This window comes from Streptomyces sp. NPDC039423, from assembly GCF_055598725.1.
Map to the genome: position 1 here is coordinate 35,781 of NZ_JBVKAH010000002.1, position 17,276 is coordinate 53,056.

Below are 17,276 nucleotides of genomic sequence, written 5' to 3' on the forward strand. Positions count from 1 at the left end.
ACGTCGGGGCCTCTGACACCATGGATTCCGTGAGCATTCCCTATGACGCCCCAGTTTCGCAGACACGGAGGTCCGGCGCCTCGTCGTAAACAACGTCGCGGACAGGCGGGCCGTTCAAGGAGGGCCCACTCCCTCGCCCGGCCGCCATGCCCGAGCATTGCTGCCGTCAACTCGTTCTCGCAGGTCAGGACCAACGTGCCGTATTCATACGAAGCCCCAGTCTCACAGACGCTGTTCGACCGCGCGTCCCTCGTGACGCCCGGCGGCGTGAACTCTCCCGTGCGTGCCTTCCGGGCCGTGGGCGGTACGCCCCGGTTCATGGTGTCCGGTACGGGTCCGTACCTCAAGGACGCGGACGGGCGCGAGTACGTCGACCTCGTCTGCTCGTGGGGGCCGATGATCCTCGGCCACGCCCACCCCGAGGTGATCGCCGCCGTCCAGGAGGCGGTCTCCCGCGGCACCTCCTTCGGTACGCCCGGTGAGGGCGAGGTGGCGCTCGCCGAGGAGATCGTGGCCCGGATCGCCCCGGTGGAGCAGGTCCGGCTGGTGTCGTCCGGCACCGAGGCGACGATGTCCGCGATCCGCCTGGCCCGCGGCTTCACCGGCCGCGCCAAGGTGGTCAAGTTCGCCGGCTGCTACCACGGGCACGTGGACGCGCTGCTCGCCGCCGCCGGCTCCGGTGTCGCCACCTTCGGGCTGCCCGACACGCCGGGCGTCACCGGCGCCCAGGCCGGCGACACGATCGTCCTGCCGTACAACGACCTCGACGCCGTGCGCCGGGCCTTCGCCGCGCACCCCGGCGAGATCGCCTGCGTGATCACCGAGGCGTCGCCCGGCAACATGGGCGTGGTCCCCCCGCGCGACGGGTTCAACCAGGGGCTGAAGGACCTGTGCGCCGAGAACGGCGCGCTGTACGTCTCCGACGAGGTGATGACCGGCTTCCGCACGTCGAAGGCCGGCTGGTACGGCGTCGACGGCGTCGCGCCCGACCTGATGACCTTCGGCAAGGTCATGGGCGGCGGCTTCCCGGCCGCCGCGTTCGGCGGCCGCGCCGACGTCATGGCGCACCTGGCCCCGGCCGGCCCCGTCTACCAGGCGGGCACCCTCTCCGGCAATCCCGTCGCCACCGCCGCCGGCCTCGCGCAGCTCCGGCTGCTGGACGACGCCGCGTACGAGAAGGTGGACGCCGTCTCGCGCGAGATCCAGGGGCTGGTGACCACCGCGCTGGCCAAGGAGGGCGTGGCGCACCGCCTCCAGACGGCGAGCAACATGTTCTCCGTCTTCTTCACCGACGCCGAGGTCCTGGACTACGACGACGCGAAGAAGCAGGAGGCGTTCCGCTTCACCGCGTTCTTCCACTCCATGCTGGCGCAGGGCGTCTACCTGCCGCCGTCCGCCTTCGAGTCCTGGTTCGTGTCGACCGCGCACGACGAGCGGGCCCTGGAGCGGATCGCCGCCGCGCTGCCGGCCGCCGCCCGTGCCGCCGCGGAGGCGACCGCATGAGCGCCGGGAACGAGATCACCGTCGTCCACCTGATGCGCCACGGCGAGGTGCACAACCCCGACGGCGTCCTCTACGGACGCCGGGCCGGCTACCACCTGTCCGAGCTGGGCCGGCAGATGGCCGACCGGGTCGCCGAGCACCTGGCGGGCCGGGACGTCACGCACGTGGTGGCGTCGCCGCTGGAGCGCGCGCAGGAGACCGCCGAGCCCATCGCCGCGGCGCACGGGCTGGACCTCGGCACCGACGAGCGGCTGATCGAGGCGGGCAACGTCTTCGAGGGCAAGACCTTCGGGGTCGGCGACGGGGCGCTGCGCCGGCCGTCCAACTGGCGGCACCTGACCAACCCGTTCCGGCCGTCCTGGGGCGAGCCGTACATCGACCAGGTCGTCCGGATGATGGGCGCGCTGAACGCGGCCCGGGACGCGGCCCGCGGGCACGAGGCGGTCTGCGTCAGCCACCAGCTCCCGATCTGGATCGTCCGCAGCTTCGTCGAGCGGCGGCGGCTGTGGCACGACCCGCGGCGCCGGCAGTGCACGCTGGCGTCCCTGACGACGTTCACCTACCGGGGCGACAAGATCGTCTCGGTCGGCTACAGCGAGCCCGCCCGCGACCTCGTCCCGGCGCACCTGCTCGCCGGGGCCAAGCCGGTGAAGGGCGGGTCCAAGGCCTTCGGCGCCTGAACGCGCCCGGGGCCGGCCCGCGTCGGCCCCCGCGCCGCCTCGTCCCCGCCGTGACGCCGGACCGCCGTCCCGCCGGACCCGCGCCCGCCGGGAGCCCCAGGGCCCCCGGCGGGCGCGCGGTCCGCGCGCGGCCGCCCGAAGGGGCCTTGTAGCGGTCCGGTGTAGCGGTCTTGTCACGGAGGGGATTATCCGGTGACCCCGGGAACCGCCCCCTTGCTCCGTCCCTCTCACCCATTGCCGGTTTTGACCGTATGTCCGGCAACGAACGAGCGCGGATGGGGACGATATGCGCGGGATCAGTCGAAGGGGCCTGCTGGGAGCCGGAGTCGGGGCCGCGGCCGCGATCGGGGTCGCCGGCTGCGGGCCGGCCGGGGGGACCGACGACACCGGGAGCCGGCCCGGTAAGGGCGGCGGGAACGGCAAGGGCGATCCGGGCCCCGGAAAGGTGGAGGGGCGCCTCATAGGCGACGGTTCCACGTCCGACACCGGAAAGCAGCCCAACCAGCCCGACAAGCCCGTTCCCCTGGAGCCGGGACAGACCCCGCCGCAGTTCGTGATCTTCTCGTGGGACGGCGCCGGCGAGGTCGGCAACGGCCTCTTCCCGCGCTTTCTGGAACTCGCCAAGAACCATGACGCGGGGATGACCTTCTTCCTCTCCGGGCTCTATCTGCTGCCCGAATCGAAGAAGACGCTCTACCGCCCGCCGAACAACCGCACCGGCGCCTCCGACATCGGTTACCTCACCGACGACCACATCAAGCAGACGCTGAAGTACGTCCGGCAGGCGTGGCTCGACGGGCACGAGATAGGCACCCACTTCAACGGCCACTTCTGCGCCGGCTCCGGATCGGTCGAGAAGTGGACCCCGGCCGACTGGCAGAACGAAATCGACCAGGCGGTGAAATTCGTCACCGAATGGAAGACCATCACCGGCTGGACCGACCTCGACCCGCTGCCCTTCGACTACCGCAAGGAACTCGTCGGCGCCCGCACCCCCTGCCTGCTCGGCCAGGACAATCTGCTGCCCACCGCCAAGAAGCTCGGCTGGCGCTACGACGCCAGCTCGCCCGGCGGACACCAGAAGTGGCCCGTCAAGCGCCGCGGTATCTGGGACCTGCCGCTCCAGCAGATGCCTTTCCCGGGGCACTCCTTCGAAGTCCTGTCCATGGACTACAACATCCTCGCCAATCAGTCGCAGAACACGACCAAGGGCATGCCGTCGCGCTATCCCGGCTGGAAGAAGCAGGCGACCGAGGCCTACCTCGCCGGCTTCAAGCGCGCCTACGAAACGAATCGCGCGCCCTTCTTCATCGGCAACCACTTCGAGCAGTGGAACGGCGGCATCTACATGGACGCCGTCGAAGAGGCGCTCAAGGGCATGGCCGGCAAGAAGGACGTACGGCTGGTGTCGTTCCGGCAGTTCACCGACTGGCTGGACGTCCAGGACCCGCGGATCCTCGACAAGCTCCGTACGCTCGAGGTCGGCCAATCGCCCGCGGGCGGCTGGAACGCCTTCCTTAAGCCCGCCTGACATCGGGCTTTACGGGCACGCAGGGGGGCGCGCAAGATCCCCGAAACGTACATGCGAAACTTTTCACATGAGCCTTAGCCGCGCCCCCCGAGGCATCCTGCTCACCGCCGGCGCCCTGGCGGCCGCGCTCACGCTGACCGCGTGCAGCGGCGACTCCAACGGCACGTCCGGCGGTGGCGGCAACACCAACTTCGTCACCAACACCGGCGGTGTCGACACCGTCGCCAAGGGCGAGCGCAAGGCACCCGGCAAGCTCGCCGGCGAGACCCTGGACGGCGAGCGGCTCGACGTCGCCGACCTCAAGGGCAAGGTCGTCGTGCTGAACGTCTGGGGCTCCTGGTGCGGCCCCTGCCGCGCCGAGGCCAAGCACTTCGCCAAGGCCGCCGGCGACCTCGACGGCAAGGGCGTGGAGTTCGTCGGGATCAACACCCGGGACCACAACAAGCAGCCCGCCCTCGCCTTCGAGAAGGACTACAAGGTCCCATACCCGAGCCTGTACGACCCGGACGGCGAGCTGGTGCTCTACGGCTTCCCGAAGGGCACCCTCAACCCCCAGGGCATCCCCTCCACCGTCGTCCTCGACCGCGACGGGAAGATCGCCGCGCGCTCGCTCACCGCGCTGGACGAGACCCGGCTGCGCAAGATGATCGACCCCCTGGTGGCCGAGAAGGCTTCGGGGAACTAGCCGATGTACAACGAGACGGTCTCCAGCGGGGCCCTTCTGCTAGCCCTGCCCCTCGCTGTACTGGGCGGGCTGGTCTCCTTCTTCTCCCCCTGCGTCCTGCCGCTGGTGCCGGGCTACCTCTCCTACGTGACCGGCGTCACCGGTACCGACCTGGCCGAGGCCCGGCGGGGCAGGATGACCGCCGGGGCCGCCCTCTTCGTCCTCGGCTTCTCCGCCGTCTTCGTCTCCGGCGGCGCCCTGTTCGGCTACTTCGGCTGGACCCTCCAGGCCCACCGCGAGACGCTCACCACCGTCCTCGGCGTCCTGATGGTCCTGATGGGCGTCTTCTTCCTGGGCCTCATGCCCTGGTTCACCCAGCGCGAGTTCCGCCTCCACAAGCGGCCGGTGTCCGGGCTGGCCGGGGCGCCGCTGCTGGGCGCGCTCTTCGGCATCGGCTGGACGCCGTGCATCGGACCGACGCTCGCGTCCGTGCAGGCCCTCGCCGCCAACGAGGCCAGCGCGGGCCGCGGAGCGCTGCTGACCGTCGCGTACTGCCTCGGACTCGGCGTACCGTTCGTGCTCGCCGCGGTCGCGTTCCGCAAGGCGCTCGGCGCGTTCTCCTGGGTCAAGCGGCACTACGCCTGGGTGATGCGGATCGGCGGCGGCATGATGATCCTGACCGGCCTGCTCCTCCTCACGGGGGCGTGGGACACCCTGGTGCAGGAGATGCAAGGGTGGTCCGCAGGCTTCCAGGTGGGGATCTAGATCCATGAGCAAGACCGAAACGACCGAGCAGGACCTGGCGGAGGCGGGCGAGCAGCTCTCCACCGCCCCCAGGGAGGAGTCCGCCCACGGCGGCGGCCCCACGCTCGGGCCCATCGGCTGGATCCGCTGGTTCTGGCGGCAGCTCACGTCCATGCGGGTCGCGCTGATCCTGCTCTTCCTGCTCTCGCTGGGCGCGATCCCCGGCTCGCTGATCCCGCAGAACAGCGTGGACGACCTGAAGGTCCGCTCCTTCAAGGAGCAGCACGACGTCCTGGCCCCGATCTACGACCGGCTCCAGCTCTTCGACGTCTACAGCTCGGTGTGGTTCTCCGCGATCTACATCCTGCTGTTCGTCTCCCTCATCGGCTGCATCGTGCCGCGCACCTGGCAGTTCGCCGGCCAGCTCCGCGGCCGCCCGCCGGCCGCGCCCAAGCGGCTGACCCGGCTGCCCGCGTACGCCACCTGGCGCACCGAGGCCACGCCCGAGGAGGTGCGCGAGGCGGCGCTCGGCATGCTCAGGAAGCGGCGCTTCCGGGCCCATGGGACGGGCGACGCCGTCGCCGCCGAGAAGGGGTACCTGCGCGAGGTCGGCAACCTGCTCTTCCACGTCTCGCTGATCGTGATGCTGGTGGCGTTCGCCGCGGGCCAGTTGTTCAAGTCCGAGGGCGGCAAGCTGATCATCGAGGGCGGGGGCTTCGCCAACACGCTCACCCAGTACGACGACTTCTCGTCCGGGTCGCTGTTCTCCACCGACGAGCTGGCGCCCTTCAGCTTCCGGATGAACCAGTTCACCGGCACGTACGAGACCGGCGGGCCGCAGCGCGGCACGCCCCGCACCTTCGAGGCGGACGTCACGTACTCCGAGAACGGCGGCGACCGGAAGCGGAGCGTCATCCGGGTCAACGAGCCGCTGGAGGTCGGCGGCTCCAAGGTCTACCTGATCTCCCACGGGTACGCGCCCGTCGTCACCGTCAAGGACGGCAAGGGCGCCGTCGTCTTCAAGGGCGCCGTGCCGCTGCTGCCGATCGACAACAACATCACCTCCACCGGTGTGATCAAGGTGATGGACGGCTACCGCGACAGCACCGGCAAGAAGGTGCAGCTCGGCTTCCCGGCCTTCTTCGTGCCGACCTACGCGGGCAAGGGCAGCGGGATGATGTTCAGCAAGTTCCCCGGACTGGCCTTCCCCGCGCTGAACCTCAGCGCCTACCACGGCGACCTGCGCGTGGACGGCGGGCTGCCGCAGAACGTGTACCAGCTCGACACCAGCAAGATGAAGCCCTTCAAGGGACCGAACGGCGACATCCTCAAGCAGACGCTGCTGCCGGGCGAAACGATGAAGCTGCCGGACGGGGCGGGCTCGATCACCTTCGAGAAGGAGATCAAGGAGTGGGCCAGCTTCAAGATCTCCCAGCAGCCGGGCAACGGCCTCGCCCTCGGTGGTGCCGTCGCCGCGATCGCCGGACTCGCCGGGTCGCTGTTCATCCAGCGCCGCCGGGTCTGGGTGCGTGCCGTACGAGGGGACGCCTCCACCGGGGGGCTGACCGTCGTCGAGATGGCGGGGCTGGGGCGGAGCGAGTCCGCGAAGCTCCCTGAGGAACTGGCCGACCTCGCGGCCGTGCTCCACTCCGTGGCGCCGACCGCGCCCGAGGCCGACGAAGCCGATGAAAGGGCTGAGAAGTGAATCTCGCCGCCGCGACCAACGAGAGCCTGGCGCAGACGAGCAACGTGCTCGTCTACTCGTCCATGGCCGTCTACACGCTGGCCTTCCTCGCGCATATCGCCGAGTGGGTCCTCGGCAGCCGCAGCAAGGTCGGCCGGACGGCGGCGGCCCTGACCACCCCGGCGGCACCGGGGGTCCGGGTGCGGACGGCGGGGCAGGGCGGGGGCACCGCCGTGCTGGACCGGCCGCGGGTCGTCACCCGCTCCGCGTCCGGCGCGCGGGACGTGCCGGACGGGCCCGGCGCGGCCGGCGGGGACGAGAAGGGCGACCTGTACGGGCGCATCGCCGTCTCGCTGACCACCCTGGCCTTCCTGGTGGAGGCCGCGGGCGTGGTCGCCCGGGCGCTGTCCGTGCAGCGGGCCCCCTGGGGCAACATGTACGAGTTCTCCCTGACCTTCTCCACGGTGGCGGTCGGCGCGTACCTGGCCTTCCTGGCGGCCGGCCGCAGCGTCCGCTGGATGGGCCTGCTCCTGGTCACCACCGTCCTGCTGGACCTGGGCGTCGCCACCACCTGGCTGTACACCGAGAGCGACCAGCTCGTGCCGGCCCTGCACTCGTACTGGCTGTGGATCCACGTCTCCACCGCGATCTTCTGCGGCGCCGTGTTCTACCTGGGCGCGGTCGCCACGCTGCTGTACCTCTTCCGGGACGCGTACGAGAACAAGGTCGCGTCCGGCGGCACGCCGAGCGGCTTCGCCCGCTCGGTGCTGGAGCGGCTGCCGGCCGCGGCGACCCTGGACAAGTTCGCCTACCGGGTGAACGCGGCGGTCTTCCCGCTGTGGACCTTCACGATCATCGCCGGTGCCATCTGGGCCGGTGACGCGTGGGGCCGCTACTGGGGCTGGGACGCCAAGGAGGTCTGGTCGTTCATCACCTGGGTCGCCTACGCGGCGTACCTGCACGCCCGGGCGACGGCCGGCTGGAAGGGCCGCAAGGCGGCGTACGTGGCGCTGATCGCCTTCGCCTGCTGGCTCTTCAACTACTACGGGGTCAACATCTTCGTGAACAGCCTGCACTCCTACGCGGGAGTCTGAGGCGCGCTCGCCGGTGCCCGGCGCCTGAGGTAGCGCCGGGCAGGGGACCGCGCGACGCTGGATGCATGGCCGATCAGATCCCTCCCGGCATCAGCGACAGCCACGGCGACACCCACACCCTGCGGTTCGTGGTCCCCCTGCCCCACCCCGCCGAACGGGTCTGGCTCGCCCTGACCACCCCCGGCGGCCTGCGGGGCTGGCTCGCCGAGGCCGAGATCCTCCAGTGCCGGCTCGGCGGCGACGTCACGCTGCGCTGGCTCACCACGGAGCCGGCGACCGAGGTGTCGGGGACGGTCACCGCCTGGGACCCGGAGCGGATCGTCGAGTACACCGTGGAGGTGTACGGGCGGATGCGGTTCCACCTGGATCCGGGCGGCGGACGCGGCGGGACCGCGCTGCGGTTCACCGGCGAGCTGCGCGGGACGGACGACTTCCGGCTGGACCGCCTGGCCGGCTGGCACGACCACTTCCTGTACCTCGCCGACTCCCTGGACGGCCACCCGGCCTCCTGGCCCGCCTGGTCCCGCGACCGCTGGCAGGAGCTGCGGGACCAGTACGAGGCCCGCGACTTCGACGCCACGTAGGGCGTGCACCGGGGCCGAGGGGCCCGGACGCTACGGGGTGCGCGGGGGCATGCAGTCGGCGGCCGGCGGCCGGCCGTCCGGCCAGGCGATGGCGACGAACCGGGGCTTGTCGCGGGTGAGCTCCACCACCGGGACCGCCTTGTTGTACGGGTTGCCGTGGTTGTCCAGGCAGATCCAGCCGCTCGCGCCCCGTACCCCCAGGTCCCCGGTCATCTGGGGCCACTGGAGCCCCACGTCCTTCAGGGCCGGCAGCCGCTTGCCCTGCACCGTGGCCCGCCGGACGGCCTGCACGGCGACCGTCATCGCGTCGTACGCGATGATCGCCTGCCCGTCCGAGAGCTCGACCTGCCCGACGGGGCCCGCCTCCGGACCCGACACCGCCTCCGTCATCGCGCGGAACCGCGCGTACGCCTCCGCCGAGCCGCCCGGCGTGGGGGCCTTCCCGCCACGGGGCGGAAGCCATGCGTCGGGGTGTGCCAGGGCCGCGTAGCGGACGGTCAGGCCGGCGCCCAGCGCGCCGCGGTCGAGCTCCCCGTCGGCGCCCAGGTACGAGCCCTCGTCACCGGTCAGCACCGTGAACTTCCGGTGCGTGCAGCCGCGTGACCCCAGCGCGTTGATGAACTGCCGTAGCTGGGTGTGGCGCCCGGCGAAGAACACGGTGTCGGCGCGGGTGGTGCACAGCAGATGGGCGATCTGCTGGAAGGTGTTGGCGGTGGTGCCCTCGTCGTTCGGGTCCTCGGGCGAGGTGAAGAGCTGCGGCTGGTACGGCGACTTCGCCAGCAGCTTCGAGAAGGCGCCCTTCAGGGTGTCCGTGTAGTGGTCGCCGTCCCGGGCGTCGTGCACCAGGATCGCCTTCGCCGCCTCCACCCGGCCGAAGTGGGCGAGGGCGTCCGCCTCGTCGCTGTTGGTGGGGGACACCCGCGCGAGCCCCGGGAACGGCTTCCGGCGGGGGCCGTTGGTCAGGTCGTCGGCGGTGATGGTGGTGCCCACCACCGCGATGTCCGCGGCGGTCAGCTCGGCCACCGCCTGCCGGACGGGGGTGCTGCTGGTCGCTATGCCGGACACCGCCCGCAGGTGGTGGGGCGCGCCGGTCATGCCCTTCAGGGCGGCGACGGTGGTGCGCCAGTGGGCGTTGCCGTTGCCGGTGTTGGCCAGGACCAGCCGGATCTTGGGGACCTGGTTGTTGGACTCGTTGTTGGCCTCGTATTGCTGGGCGAAGGCGCCCTGCACCTCGTGCAGGACCTTGATCCTCATCCCCGGGCTGGTGGAGGTCAGCGGCAGCAGCAGCGCCACCGTGGCGTACTCGCCCGCCTTCAGGCCCGCGTTCTCCCGGGCGATGGCCCGGGAGACGTCCCGCAGGGACGCCACCCCGAAGTCGAAGCCGTCGCCGGAGACGCCGACGCACTCGTCACTGCCCGCCGGGCGGGCGACCCCCGGGGCGCAGGAGCGGTCCTCCGGGGTGGTCAGCCGGCCGACGGCCCAGACGGTGCCCCAGGTGAGCAGCGCGAGCACCAGCGCACTGGTGACGATCTTCTGCCGGGTGGTGTAGAAGACCCGGTAGCGCAGTGGATGGGGCACGTCAGACTCCGTCCTCCCGCCCCGGCGGAACCGTGGGGCTCCGCCAGGCACGGATGTCCTTCGGCCAGTGGGTGGCCGCGTCCCACAGCGTGCTGGTGCCGGTCAGGTGCCGGCCGGACAACTGGCGCAGCTCGTGCACCAGCTTGTCGATCACGTCGTCGTCGGGCAGCGCCAGCGGGTCGGTCAGCAGCCACACCGCGTGCAGCAGCCGCCGCAGCCCCAGGTGCAGTGCCGTCCCGTCGGCGTCCAGGCCCTCCGGCAGCGGGCCGCCCGGGTCCTCGCCCAGCGCCGTCGCCCGGCGCGGGTCGGGCCCGGTGCGCCCCTTCTCCCGGGGGTACGGGGCGGAGGCGATCAGCCGCAGCCGGGCCAGCCAGCCCAGCACGTCCGGGCCGGGGAACTCCAGCCGCAGCGTGGTGACCGCCTCCTCGGTCCGGCCGAGCGCCAGCTCCTGGCGGAGCCGGTACGGGGTGGGCCCGGGGCCGTGGTGGCGGTGCAGCGTCTCGTGGACGGCGCGCCAGGCGGCGTACGCGGGCGCGTCGTCGTCGTGGAAGCGCAGCCGGTGCAGCAGCAGGGCCCGCAGCAGCGGGTCGGCGACGAAGTGCCCGCCGCCCTCGGGCCAGCCGTCCGCCCGCAGCGCGTCGCGCACCAGCAGCGCCATGTCGCCCTCCACCGACGCCCCGCGCAGCCGGGTGCGGGCCAGCACGCGGGCCGACTCCTCGTCGTGGGCGGCGGCCAGCACGGCGGCGGCGTCCGGGCGCAGCCCGGGCGGCAGCAGCTCGCCCAGCAGGGTGTCGGCGACCGGGACGGCGGGGGCGTCCTCGCGCAGCTCCACCGTCAGGTCCAGCAGCGCGCCCGGCGTGAGCGCCCCGCGCCCGGCCGCCGGCACCTCGCCCGCCGCCCGCCCGAGCAGCGCCACGCCCAGCGGCCGTCCGGCCGTCAGCCGGTGGACCGCCCGCGACAGGTCGGCCGGCGCGCGGCCCGCCAGGTCATACCGGTCGAACACCGCCCGCGCGTGCGCGGCGCTCAGCGGGGTGAGCTCCACGGCGAGGATGCCCGAGGTGATGTCCGGGCCCCGGGGGCAGGGCGCCCGGTGCGCGACCTCCGGCAACCGGGCGCGGGTCGCCCGCCGCAGCCCCTCGTGGTCGCGCTCCCGGGACGAGGCGACGAGCACGAGCTGGTCGCGGCGCCCCGCGCTGCGGTCCCGCAGGATCGGCTCGATCAGCCGCCGGCCCAGCGGCAGGTGGGCGTTGTCCAGCAGGACGAGCGGCCGGCCGCGCCGGGTCCCGCGCCGGGTGAGGCCCGTGTAGGCGCGGCGCACGTCCTCCACGAGCGCGCCGACCAGGAACCCCTCGGCCTCCTCCCGGCGCCGTCCGCCCAGCTCGAAGTCGACGGCGAGCTGGTGCAGGCCCAGTTCACCGCGCCCGCCCGCGTTGCGGTACATGCCGTACCAGGCCTTGGACTTGCGCTGGTAGCGGCCGAACACCTCCTCCAGGACGGTCTCCACCGTGGCCTCGGCGAGCAGTCCGGCCACCGGCGCGGTCGTCTCGGCGGCCGTCGCGGCCAGTTTGGCCAGCACCTTGGAGACCCACGTACCGGCCGCGCCCTTGGCCTCGTCGACGGTGGCGAGGACCGGCCCGAGGCGCTGGAGGTCGCGCCGGGCCCGGTCGTCGTCGTCCTGTGACCAGCCGGTGACCGCGACGGCGGCCAGGCCCAGGGCGAGGCGCGGGAACTCCACCGGGCGCGCCGAGTGGATCCTCGGCGACAGTTGCACGGCCAGCTCGGCGAGGGCGCCGGTCAGCGGGTTCCAGCCGGGCCCGTGGTCGAGCGGCGGCTCGATGTGCGCGCAGTCCAGCAGCGCGAGCGGGGTGCCGCCCCGGTAGGCGTTGCGGACCTGTTTGAGCAGGGCGGTCTTGCCCATGCCCCGGCCGCCGGTGAAGACGGTCACGGGCGGGTCGTCGCCGTGCTCGTACCCGGCGGAGGCGAAGCCGTACGGCGTGAGTCCGGTCAGCCGCGCGGCGAGGCCCGACTCGTCCAGGACCGCCTCGCGGCCGTACAGCTCTCTGTCCACCGCCACCCCCCGTGACTCAGCGTCAAGTCAAGGTTACTTTCGAACCGTTGGCTGCGTGGGGGGTCGGGCGAACCGTCATTCAGTCGTGATCGCGTCAAGCTGCGCGCGCAGGTACGCGTGCGAGTCGACGCCCCGGACGTCGGTGCCGGGATCGCACTCGTAGAAGTACACCAGCGACATCAGTTCCTCGGAGGGGACGTCGGCGGGCGGCGGCAGCACCCGGTGTCGGCCCGAGCGCCAGCGCCCGTCCGTCCAGAAGGCCATCAGGTCCCCGATGTTGATGGTGAGGGCGTCCGGGTCGTACGGGGCGTCCTCCCAGCCGCGCCGGTCGGTGAACACCTGGAGCCCGCCCTTCCCGGCCTGCCGGTCGAGCACCGTCACCGTCCCGAAGTCGGTGTGCGCCCCGATGCGGAACTGGCCCGGCTCCGGATCGCCCAGCACGTCCCGCCCCGGGTACCAGTTGATGTTGAAACCCCAGGTCGGCCGGGCGGTGTGCCGCGTGAAGAAGTCCTCGTCCTCGCCCAGGGCCGTGCCCAGCAGCTCCAGCAGCCGGTCCGACAGCTCCCGCATCCGCGCCAGGTACTCCTCGGCCGCCGGCCGCAGTCCCGGCACCTCGGCCGGCCAGGTGTTGGGCAGGAACCACTCCGCGTCCACCGCCGGGTCGCCGGACGGCTCGTCGGCGGCGAACGACAGCGACTCCTTCAGGTCCGGCGGGCCGGCCGCCCCCTCCGCGGACGCGTTGGCCTCCGCGCCCGGGCCGAGCCACCCGCGTCCGCCGACCTTCACGGCGTACCGCCGCTTCAGCCGCGCGTCCAGGTGGAAGAACCGCCGCGCCTCGCGCCGGACCGCCGCCCGCAGTTCCGGCTCCACTCCGTGTCCGGTCACCAGCAGGAACCCGGCGGCGCGCAGCGCCCGGTCCACGGTACGCGCGGTCGCGGCGCGGGCGGCGCGGTCACCCGACAGCCAGGACGCCAGGTCGACGACGGGGATCGTGGGGTCGGGCGGGGTGGCCCGCCGGTCGAGGTCCATGGCGGTACTCTTCCCCGCCCGGGGCCCGCCGGAGCGGAGGCGGGGTCAGGACTTCTCGGGACCCTTGTCCCCGCCGTCCTGCTGCTCGTCCCGCTCGCCGTCCTTGAGGTCCTCGCGGTCCTTGAGCTCCTCCTCGCGGCGGCGCAGGTCGGCCTCCCAGTCCTTGAGCAGCGCCTCGTCCTTCTCGTTCTCCGCGCGCAGCGACTTCAGGAACTCGGGGTTGTCGTCGGGCGCGACCCACTCGGTGCGCGGTGCGCGGCCCGTCGAGAAGGGCGAGGGACGGCCACCGGCCGGGGCGTGGCGCAGCTTGCCGGCGGCCAGCCAGACGATCGGGCCGACGATCCAGAAGAGCAGGATGATGAAGATCCAGGCGACCTTCGGCAGGTGCCGGGTCTCGTCCTCGGGGGTGTTCAGGCAGTCGATGAAGGCGAAGATCGTCAGCGCCAGCGGCAGGATGTACAGCAGTGCCCTGAGCATGTGGGACAGCCCCCTGGAAGCAGCGGCGGAGCGCGTTTCGCCCGCCCCGGTGACAGCTCCAGCCTAGCCGGTGGCCGATACTGGGCCCCATGGCTCACGACGATCTCCGCTCGCTGCTCAGGGCGCTGGAGCGCGAAGGCGACCTCAAGCGCATCAAGGCCGAAGTCGACCCGTATCTGGAGGTCGGGGAGATCGTCGACCGGGTCCAGAAGTCCGGCGGACCGGCGCTCCTCTTCGAGAACGTGCGCGGGTCGTCGATGCCGCTGGCGATGAACGTCTTCGGTACGGACCGGCGGCTGCTGAAGGCCCTGGGGCTGCGGTCGTACGACGAGATCGGCGCCAAGGTGGGCGGGCTGCTGAAGCCCGAGCTGCCGCACGGCTTCGTGGGGGTGCGGGAGGCGTTCGGCAAGCTGGGCGCGATGACCCACGTACCGCCGAAGAAGGTGAAGGACGCCCCGGTGCAGGAGGTCGTCCTCACCGGCGACGACGTGGACCTGGAGCAGCTCCCGGCCCTCTTCACCTGGCCCAAGGACGGCGGCTCGTTCTTCAACCTGGGGCTCACCCACACCCGGCACCCCGAGAACGGCATCCGCAACCTCGGTCTGTACCGGCTCCAGCGCCACGACCGGCGCACCATCGGCATGCACTGGCAGATCCACAAGGACAGCCGCAACCACTACCAGGTCGCCGCCCGGCGCGGGGAGCGGCTGCCGGTCGCGATCGCCTTCGGAGCGCCGCCGGCCGTGACGTACGCCTCCACGGCACCGCTGCCGGAGGACATCGACGAGTACCTGTTCGCGGGCTTCCTCCAGGGCAAGCGGATCGAGATGGTCGACTGCAAGACCGTGCCGCTCCAGGTCCCGGCGCAGGCCGAGGTGGTGCTGGAGGGCTGGCTGGAGCCGGGCGAGATGCTGCCCGAGGGGCCGTTCGGCGACCACACGGGCTTCTACACCCCGCAGGAGCCGTTCCCGGCGCTGACCATCGACTGCGTGACGATGCGGCGGCGGCCGCTGCTCCAGTCGATCGTGGTGGGCCGCCCGCCGACCGAGGACGGTCCGCTGGGCCGGGCGACGGAACGCTTCTTCCTGCCCCTGCTCAAGATCATCGTGCCGGACATCGTGGACTACCACCTGCCGGAGTCGGGCGGCTTCCACAACTGCGCGATCGTCTCGATCGACAAGAAGTACCCCAAGCACGCCCAGAAGGTCATGCACGCCATCTGGGGCGCGCACATGATGTCGCTGACCAAGCTGATCGTGATCGTCGACGCCGACTGCGACGTCCGCAACCTGCACGAGGTGTCCTGGCGGGCGCTGGGCAACACCGACTACGCCCGCGACCTGACGGTCGTCGAGGGCCCGGTCGACCACCTGGACCACGCGTCGTACCAGCAGTTCTGGGGCGGCAAGGCGGGCATCGACGCCACCCGCAAGTGGCCCGAGGAGGGCTACACCCGCGACGGCGGCTGGCCGGACATGGTCGAGTCCGACCCCGCGACGGCGGCCCTGGTGGACCGCCGCTGGAAGGAGTACGGCCTGTGAGCCCCATCGCCGTGGGCGGCCCGGCCCTCTTCATCGGCACCGACACCGACTACGTCGCGCTGGTGCGCCCGGAGCTCGACCCGGACCAGCCGGGGGTGCGGGCGGCCGCCGCCGAGGCGGGCGTGACCCCGGAGGAGTTCGCCGGCCCCGGGGACCTCTGGGCGGTCATGACCGAGACCGGCGGTGAGGGCGACGGCTTCGAGCTGCCCGGTGTGCGCGACGTGGAGCCCGCCCATTTCGCCGAGCGGCTGCGCGACGGGCTGGCGGCGGCGTCCGGGCCGTTCACCGTCGACGGCGGCGCCGTGCTGGTCCTGGACGCCCGCCCGGCGGGCGCGGACGCGTACGCCTTCACGGCCCGTGTCACCCCGCCGGACGACCCCGGCACGACCTGGACGGTGGAGACGGGCCCGGTGCCCGTCGCCGGCCTGCTGGCCGACATCGACGCGTTCCTCGGGAGCCTCGCATGATGACGACCGCCGACGGGGTGGTGGATTCCGGCCCGGCGCCGCGGCCGGGCGGGAAGGTGAAGGCCTTCCTGCGGCTGGTGCTCATCGAGCACTCGGTCTTCGCGCTGCCCTTCGCGTACATCGCCTCGCTCACCGCGATGTACCAGGAGGACCGGACCGTCCACTGGGTGGAGCTGCTGCTGGTCACGGTCGCGATGGTGGGGCTGCGCACCTTCGCGATGGCGTGCAACCGGATCATCGACCGGGAGATCGACGCCCGGAACCCGCGCACGGCCGGCCGGGAGCTGGTCACCGGGGCGGTGTCGGTCCGCTCGGCCTGGACCGGGGCGCTGGTGGCGCTGGCGGCCTTCCTTGGCGCGGCCGCGCTGCTGAACCCGCTGTGCCTGGCGCTCGCGCCGGTCGCCGTCGTCCCGATGGTGGTCTATCCGTACGGGAAGCGGTTCACGAACTTCCCGCACGCGATCCTGGGGCTGGCGCAGGCGATGGGCCCGGTCGGCGCGTGGATCGCGGTCACCGGCGCCTGGTCGTGGGACGCGGTGGTGCTGGGCCTGGCGGTGGGCGTCTGGATCGGCGGCTTCGACCTGATCTTCGCCTGCCAGGACGTCCGGGCCGACCGCGCGCACGGGGTGAAGTCCGTGCCGGCCCGCTTCGGCATCCCGGCGGCGCTGCACGGGGCCCGCGCCGCGCACGTCGTCACCACCGGCCTCCTCGTCTGGTACGCGCTGGCCACCGGCGCCGGGCTGTTCTTCTGGGCCGGCCTGGTGGTCGTCGCCGCCGCGTTCGTCTACGAGCACACGATCGTGCGCCCGCACGACCTGTCGCGCCTGAACCGGGCGTTCTTCACCACCAACGGCTTCATCGGCGTGGCGTTGTTCGTGTGCGCGCTGGCCGACCTGGTGGTGCGCGGCCTCACCCCGTGACGGCGGCCGCCCTGTCCGCGGACGGACGGCGGCGGCGGAAGACGAAGGCCGCGGCCACGCCGGCGAGCAGCCCGAACAGGTGGCCCTGCCAGCTCACGCCCGACTGCGCGGGGGACACGCCCAGCAGGACCGTGCCGCCCCAGACGGCGCCGACCAGCAGGCCGACGGCGACGTCCAGCGGCCTGCGGTCCACGAAGCCGCGTGCCGCCAGGTAGCCGAAGAGGCCGAAGACCAGGCCGGACGCGCCCGCCGTGACGCTGTGCGCGGGCGACACCAGCCACACCCCCAGGCCGTCGAGGACCACGATCAGCGCCGCGACGGCCAGGAAGCGCCGGATGCCGCCGAGCGCGGCGAGGAAGCCGAGGACCAGCAGGGGCACGGTGTTGGCCGCCAGATGCCCGGCGCCGAAGTGCAGGAACGCCGCCGGGACGAGGTCGCGCAGTTCGCCGGCCTCCCGGGGGGAGATGCCGTAGGTGTCGAGGGCGTGGCCGCTCAGCAGGTCGACGGCCTCCAGCAGCCACAGCAGCGCCACCCAGGCGCCCATCAGCGCGGCGGCCGCCGTCATCCGGCCGGCCGCGGTCCCGCCGGCTCCGGTGCGGGCGGTGGCGCCGCCCCTCGTCGTCCTCGCCATGGCGGCCCCCTGTGTGTCGCGCGTCCCGGTCCGCGCGCCCGTGCGCGCGTCCGTCCCGGAAACGTCCGGGGCGCCCGGCCC

The 17,276-nt window shown here is 72.6% G+C and carries 16 protein-coding genes; 11 read left to right on the forward strand and 5 right to left on the reverse strand.

Going from position 1 to position 17,276, the window contains the following annotated elements; genetic code table 11:
* The first annotated feature begins 195 nt into the window (after positions 1–195).
* From hemL to ACZ7LK_RS06095, 8 genes are all read left to right on the forward strand, one after another.
* Entirely contained in the window at positions 196–1,503 is a 1,308-nt protein-coding gene (gene hemL, locus ACZ7LK_RS06060; RefSeq protein ID WP_392272625.1) for a glutamate-1-semialdehyde 2,1-aminomutase, read from the forward strand.
* Complete coding sequence (locus ACZ7LK_RS06065) at positions 1,500–2,183, forward strand: histidine phosphatase family protein (RefSeq protein WP_392272624.1); 684 nt, start codon at positions 1,500–1,502, stop codon at positions 2,181–2,183. The genes hemL and ACZ7LK_RS06065 overlap by 4 nt, the downstream gene beginning before the upstream one ends.
* 286 nt (positions 2,184–2,469) lie before the next feature.
* The gene (locus ACZ7LK_RS06070) at positions 2,470–3,714 is read left to right on the forward strand and encodes a polysaccharide deacetylase family protein (RefSeq protein WP_392272623.1); all 1,245 of its coding nucleotides are present in this window, start codon (positions 2,470–2,472) and stop codon (positions 3,712–3,714) included.
* Between the two features lie 67 nt (positions 3,715–3,781).
* The gene (locus tag ACZ7LK_RS06075) at positions 3,782–4,399 is read left to right on the forward strand and encodes a TlpA family protein disulfide reductase (RefSeq protein ID WP_392272622.1); all 618 of its coding nucleotides are present in this window, start codon (positions 3,782–3,784) and stop codon (positions 4,397–4,399) included.
* 3 nt (positions 4,400–4,402) lie between these two features.
* Positions 4,403–5,143 carry a cytochrome c biogenesis CcdA family protein gene (locus tag ACZ7LK_RS06080; protein WP_392272621.1) on the forward strand — a complete coding sequence of 247 codons (741 nt, stop codon included), beginning with the start codon at positions 4,403–4,405 and terminating at the stop codon, positions 5,141–5,143.
* Between the two features lie 4 nt (positions 5,144–5,147).
* A complete protein-coding gene (gene resB, locus ACZ7LK_RS06085) occupies positions 5,148–6,827 on the forward strand; it encodes a cytochrome c biogenesis protein ResB (RefSeq protein WP_471138676.1) in 1,680 nt (559 codons plus the stop codon).
* Positions 6,824–7,900 carry a c-type cytochrome biogenesis protein CcsB gene (ccsB, locus tag ACZ7LK_RS06090; protein WP_471138678.1) on the forward strand — a complete coding sequence of 359 codons (1,077 nt, stop codon included), beginning with the start codon at positions 6,824–6,826 and terminating at the stop codon, positions 7,898–7,900. The genes resB and ccsB overlap by 4 nt, the downstream gene beginning before the upstream one ends.
* Positions 7,901–7,965: 65 nt before the next feature.
* Positions 7,966–8,484 (forward strand): SRPBCC family protein, encoded by a 519-nt coding sequence (locus tag ACZ7LK_RS06095; protein ID WP_471138680.1) that lies wholly within the window; start codon positions 7,966–7,968, stop codon positions 8,482–8,484.
* Positions 8,485–8,514: 30 nt separating this feature from the next.
* Here the strand turns inward: ACZ7LK_RS06095 and ACZ7LK_RS06100 are convergent, their stop codons facing one another.
* From ACZ7LK_RS06100 to ACZ7LK_RS06115, 4 genes are all read right to left on the reverse strand, one after another.
* On the reverse strand, positions 8,515–10,062 hold the full coding sequence (locus ACZ7LK_RS06100) for a type 1 periplasmic-binding domain-containing protein (protein WP_392272617.1): 1,548 nt from the start codon (positions 10,060–10,062) through the stop codon (positions 8,515–8,517).
* A gap of 1 nt (position 10,063) precedes the next feature.
* Positions 10,064–12,136 (reverse strand): hypothetical protein, encoded by a 2,073-nt coding sequence (locus ACZ7LK_RS06105; protein ID WP_471138682.1) that lies wholly within the window; start codon positions 12,134–12,136, stop codon positions 10,064–10,066.
* Between the two features lie 69 nt (positions 12,137–12,205).
* Positions 12,206–13,159 (reverse strand): isopenicillin N synthase family dioxygenase, encoded by a 954-nt coding sequence (locus tag ACZ7LK_RS06110; protein WP_392272615.1) that lies wholly within the window; start codon positions 13,157–13,159, stop codon positions 12,206–12,208.
* Positions 13,160–13,204: 45 nt separating this feature from the next.
* Positions 13,205–13,636 (reverse strand): PLD nuclease N-terminal domain-containing protein, encoded by a 432-nt coding sequence (locus ACZ7LK_RS06115; protein ID WP_469464074.1) that lies wholly within the window; start codon positions 13,634–13,636, stop codon positions 13,205–13,207.
* An 89-nt stretch (positions 13,637–13,725) separates the two neighbouring features.
* Between ACZ7LK_RS06115 and ACZ7LK_RS06120 the strand changes: the two genes are divergently transcribed.
* From ACZ7LK_RS06120 to mqnP, 3 genes are read left to right on the forward strand one after another with little or no spacing between them, the layout of a single operon-like run.
* The gene (locus ACZ7LK_RS06120; protein WP_392272613.1) at positions 13,726–15,177 is read left to right on the forward strand and encodes a menaquinone biosynthesis decarboxylase; all 1,452 of its coding nucleotides are present in this window, start codon (positions 13,726–13,728) and stop codon (positions 15,175–15,177) included.
* Positions 15,174–15,644 (forward strand): hypothetical protein, encoded by a 471-nt coding sequence (locus ACZ7LK_RS06125; RefSeq protein ID WP_392272612.1) that lies wholly within the window; start codon positions 15,174–15,176, stop codon positions 15,642–15,644. The genes ACZ7LK_RS06120 and ACZ7LK_RS06125 overlap by 4 nt, the downstream gene beginning before the upstream one ends.
* Positions 15,644–16,564: a menaquinone biosynthesis prenyltransferase MqnP gene (gene mqnP / locus ACZ7LK_RS06130; protein WP_392272699.1), complete on the forward strand. Its 921-nt coding sequence runs from the start codon at positions 15,644–15,646 to the stop codon at positions 16,562–16,564. Before ACZ7LK_RS06125 ends, mqnP begins: the two co-directional genes overlap by 1 nt.
* Here mqnP and ACZ7LK_RS06135 read toward each other — a convergent pair.
* Positions 16,554–17,129 carry a rhomboid family intramembrane serine protease gene (locus ACZ7LK_RS06135; RefSeq protein ID WP_471139545.1) on the reverse strand — a complete coding sequence of 192 codons (576 nt, stop codon included), beginning with the start codon at positions 17,127–17,129 and terminating at the stop codon, positions 16,554–16,556. The two genes, mqnP and ACZ7LK_RS06135, sit on opposite strands and share 11 nt — an antisense overlap.
* Positions 17,130–17,276: the final 147 nt, after the last annotated feature.

Bases quoted from the DNA above. Each gene is read 5' to 3' on its own strand.
- ACZ7LK_RS06135 (WP_471139545.1), bottom strand. From the start codon at position 17,129: ATGACGGCGGCCGCCGCGCTGATGGGCGCCTGGGTGGCGCTGCTGTGG.
- ACZ7LK_RS06080 (WP_392272621.1), top strand. From the start codon at position 4,403: ATGTACAACGAGACGGTCTCCAGCGGGGCCCTTCTGCTAGCCCTGCCC.
- ACZ7LK_RS06070 (WP_392272623.1), top strand. From the start codon at position 2,470: ATGCGCGGGATCAGTCGAAGGGGCCTGCTGGGAGCCGGAGTCGGGGCC.
- ACZ7LK_RS06115 (WP_469464074.1), bottom strand. From the start codon at position 13,636: ATGCTCAGGGCACTGCTGTACATCCTGCCGCTGGCGCTGACGATCTTC.
- ACZ7LK_RS06095 (WP_471138680.1), top strand. From the start codon at position 7,966: ATGGCCGATCAGATCCCTCCCGGCATCAGCGACAGCCACGGCGACACC.
- ACZ7LK_RS06120 (WP_392272613.1), top strand. From the start codon at position 13,726: ATGGCTCACGACGATCTCCGCTCGCTGCTCAGGGCGCTGGAGCGCGAA.
- resB (WP_471138676.1), top strand. From the start codon at position 5,148: ATGAGCAAGACCGAAACGACCGAGCAGGACCTGGCGGAGGCGGGCGAG.
- ACZ7LK_RS06075 (WP_392272622.1), top strand. From the start codon at position 3,782: ATGAGCCTTAGCCGCGCCCCCCGAGGCATCCTGCTCACCGCCGGCGCC.
- ACZ7LK_RS06110 (WP_392272615.1), bottom strand. From the start codon at position 13,159: ATGGACCTCGACCGGCGGGCCACCCCGCCCGACCCCACGATCCCCGTC.
- mqnP (WP_392272699.1), top strand. From the start codon at position 15,644: ATGACGACCGCCGACGGGGTGGTGGATTCCGGCCCGGCGCCGCGGCCG.
- ACZ7LK_RS06065 (WP_392272624.1), top strand. From the start codon at position 1,500: ATGAGCGCCGGGAACGAGATCACCGTCGTCCACCTGATGCGCCACGGC.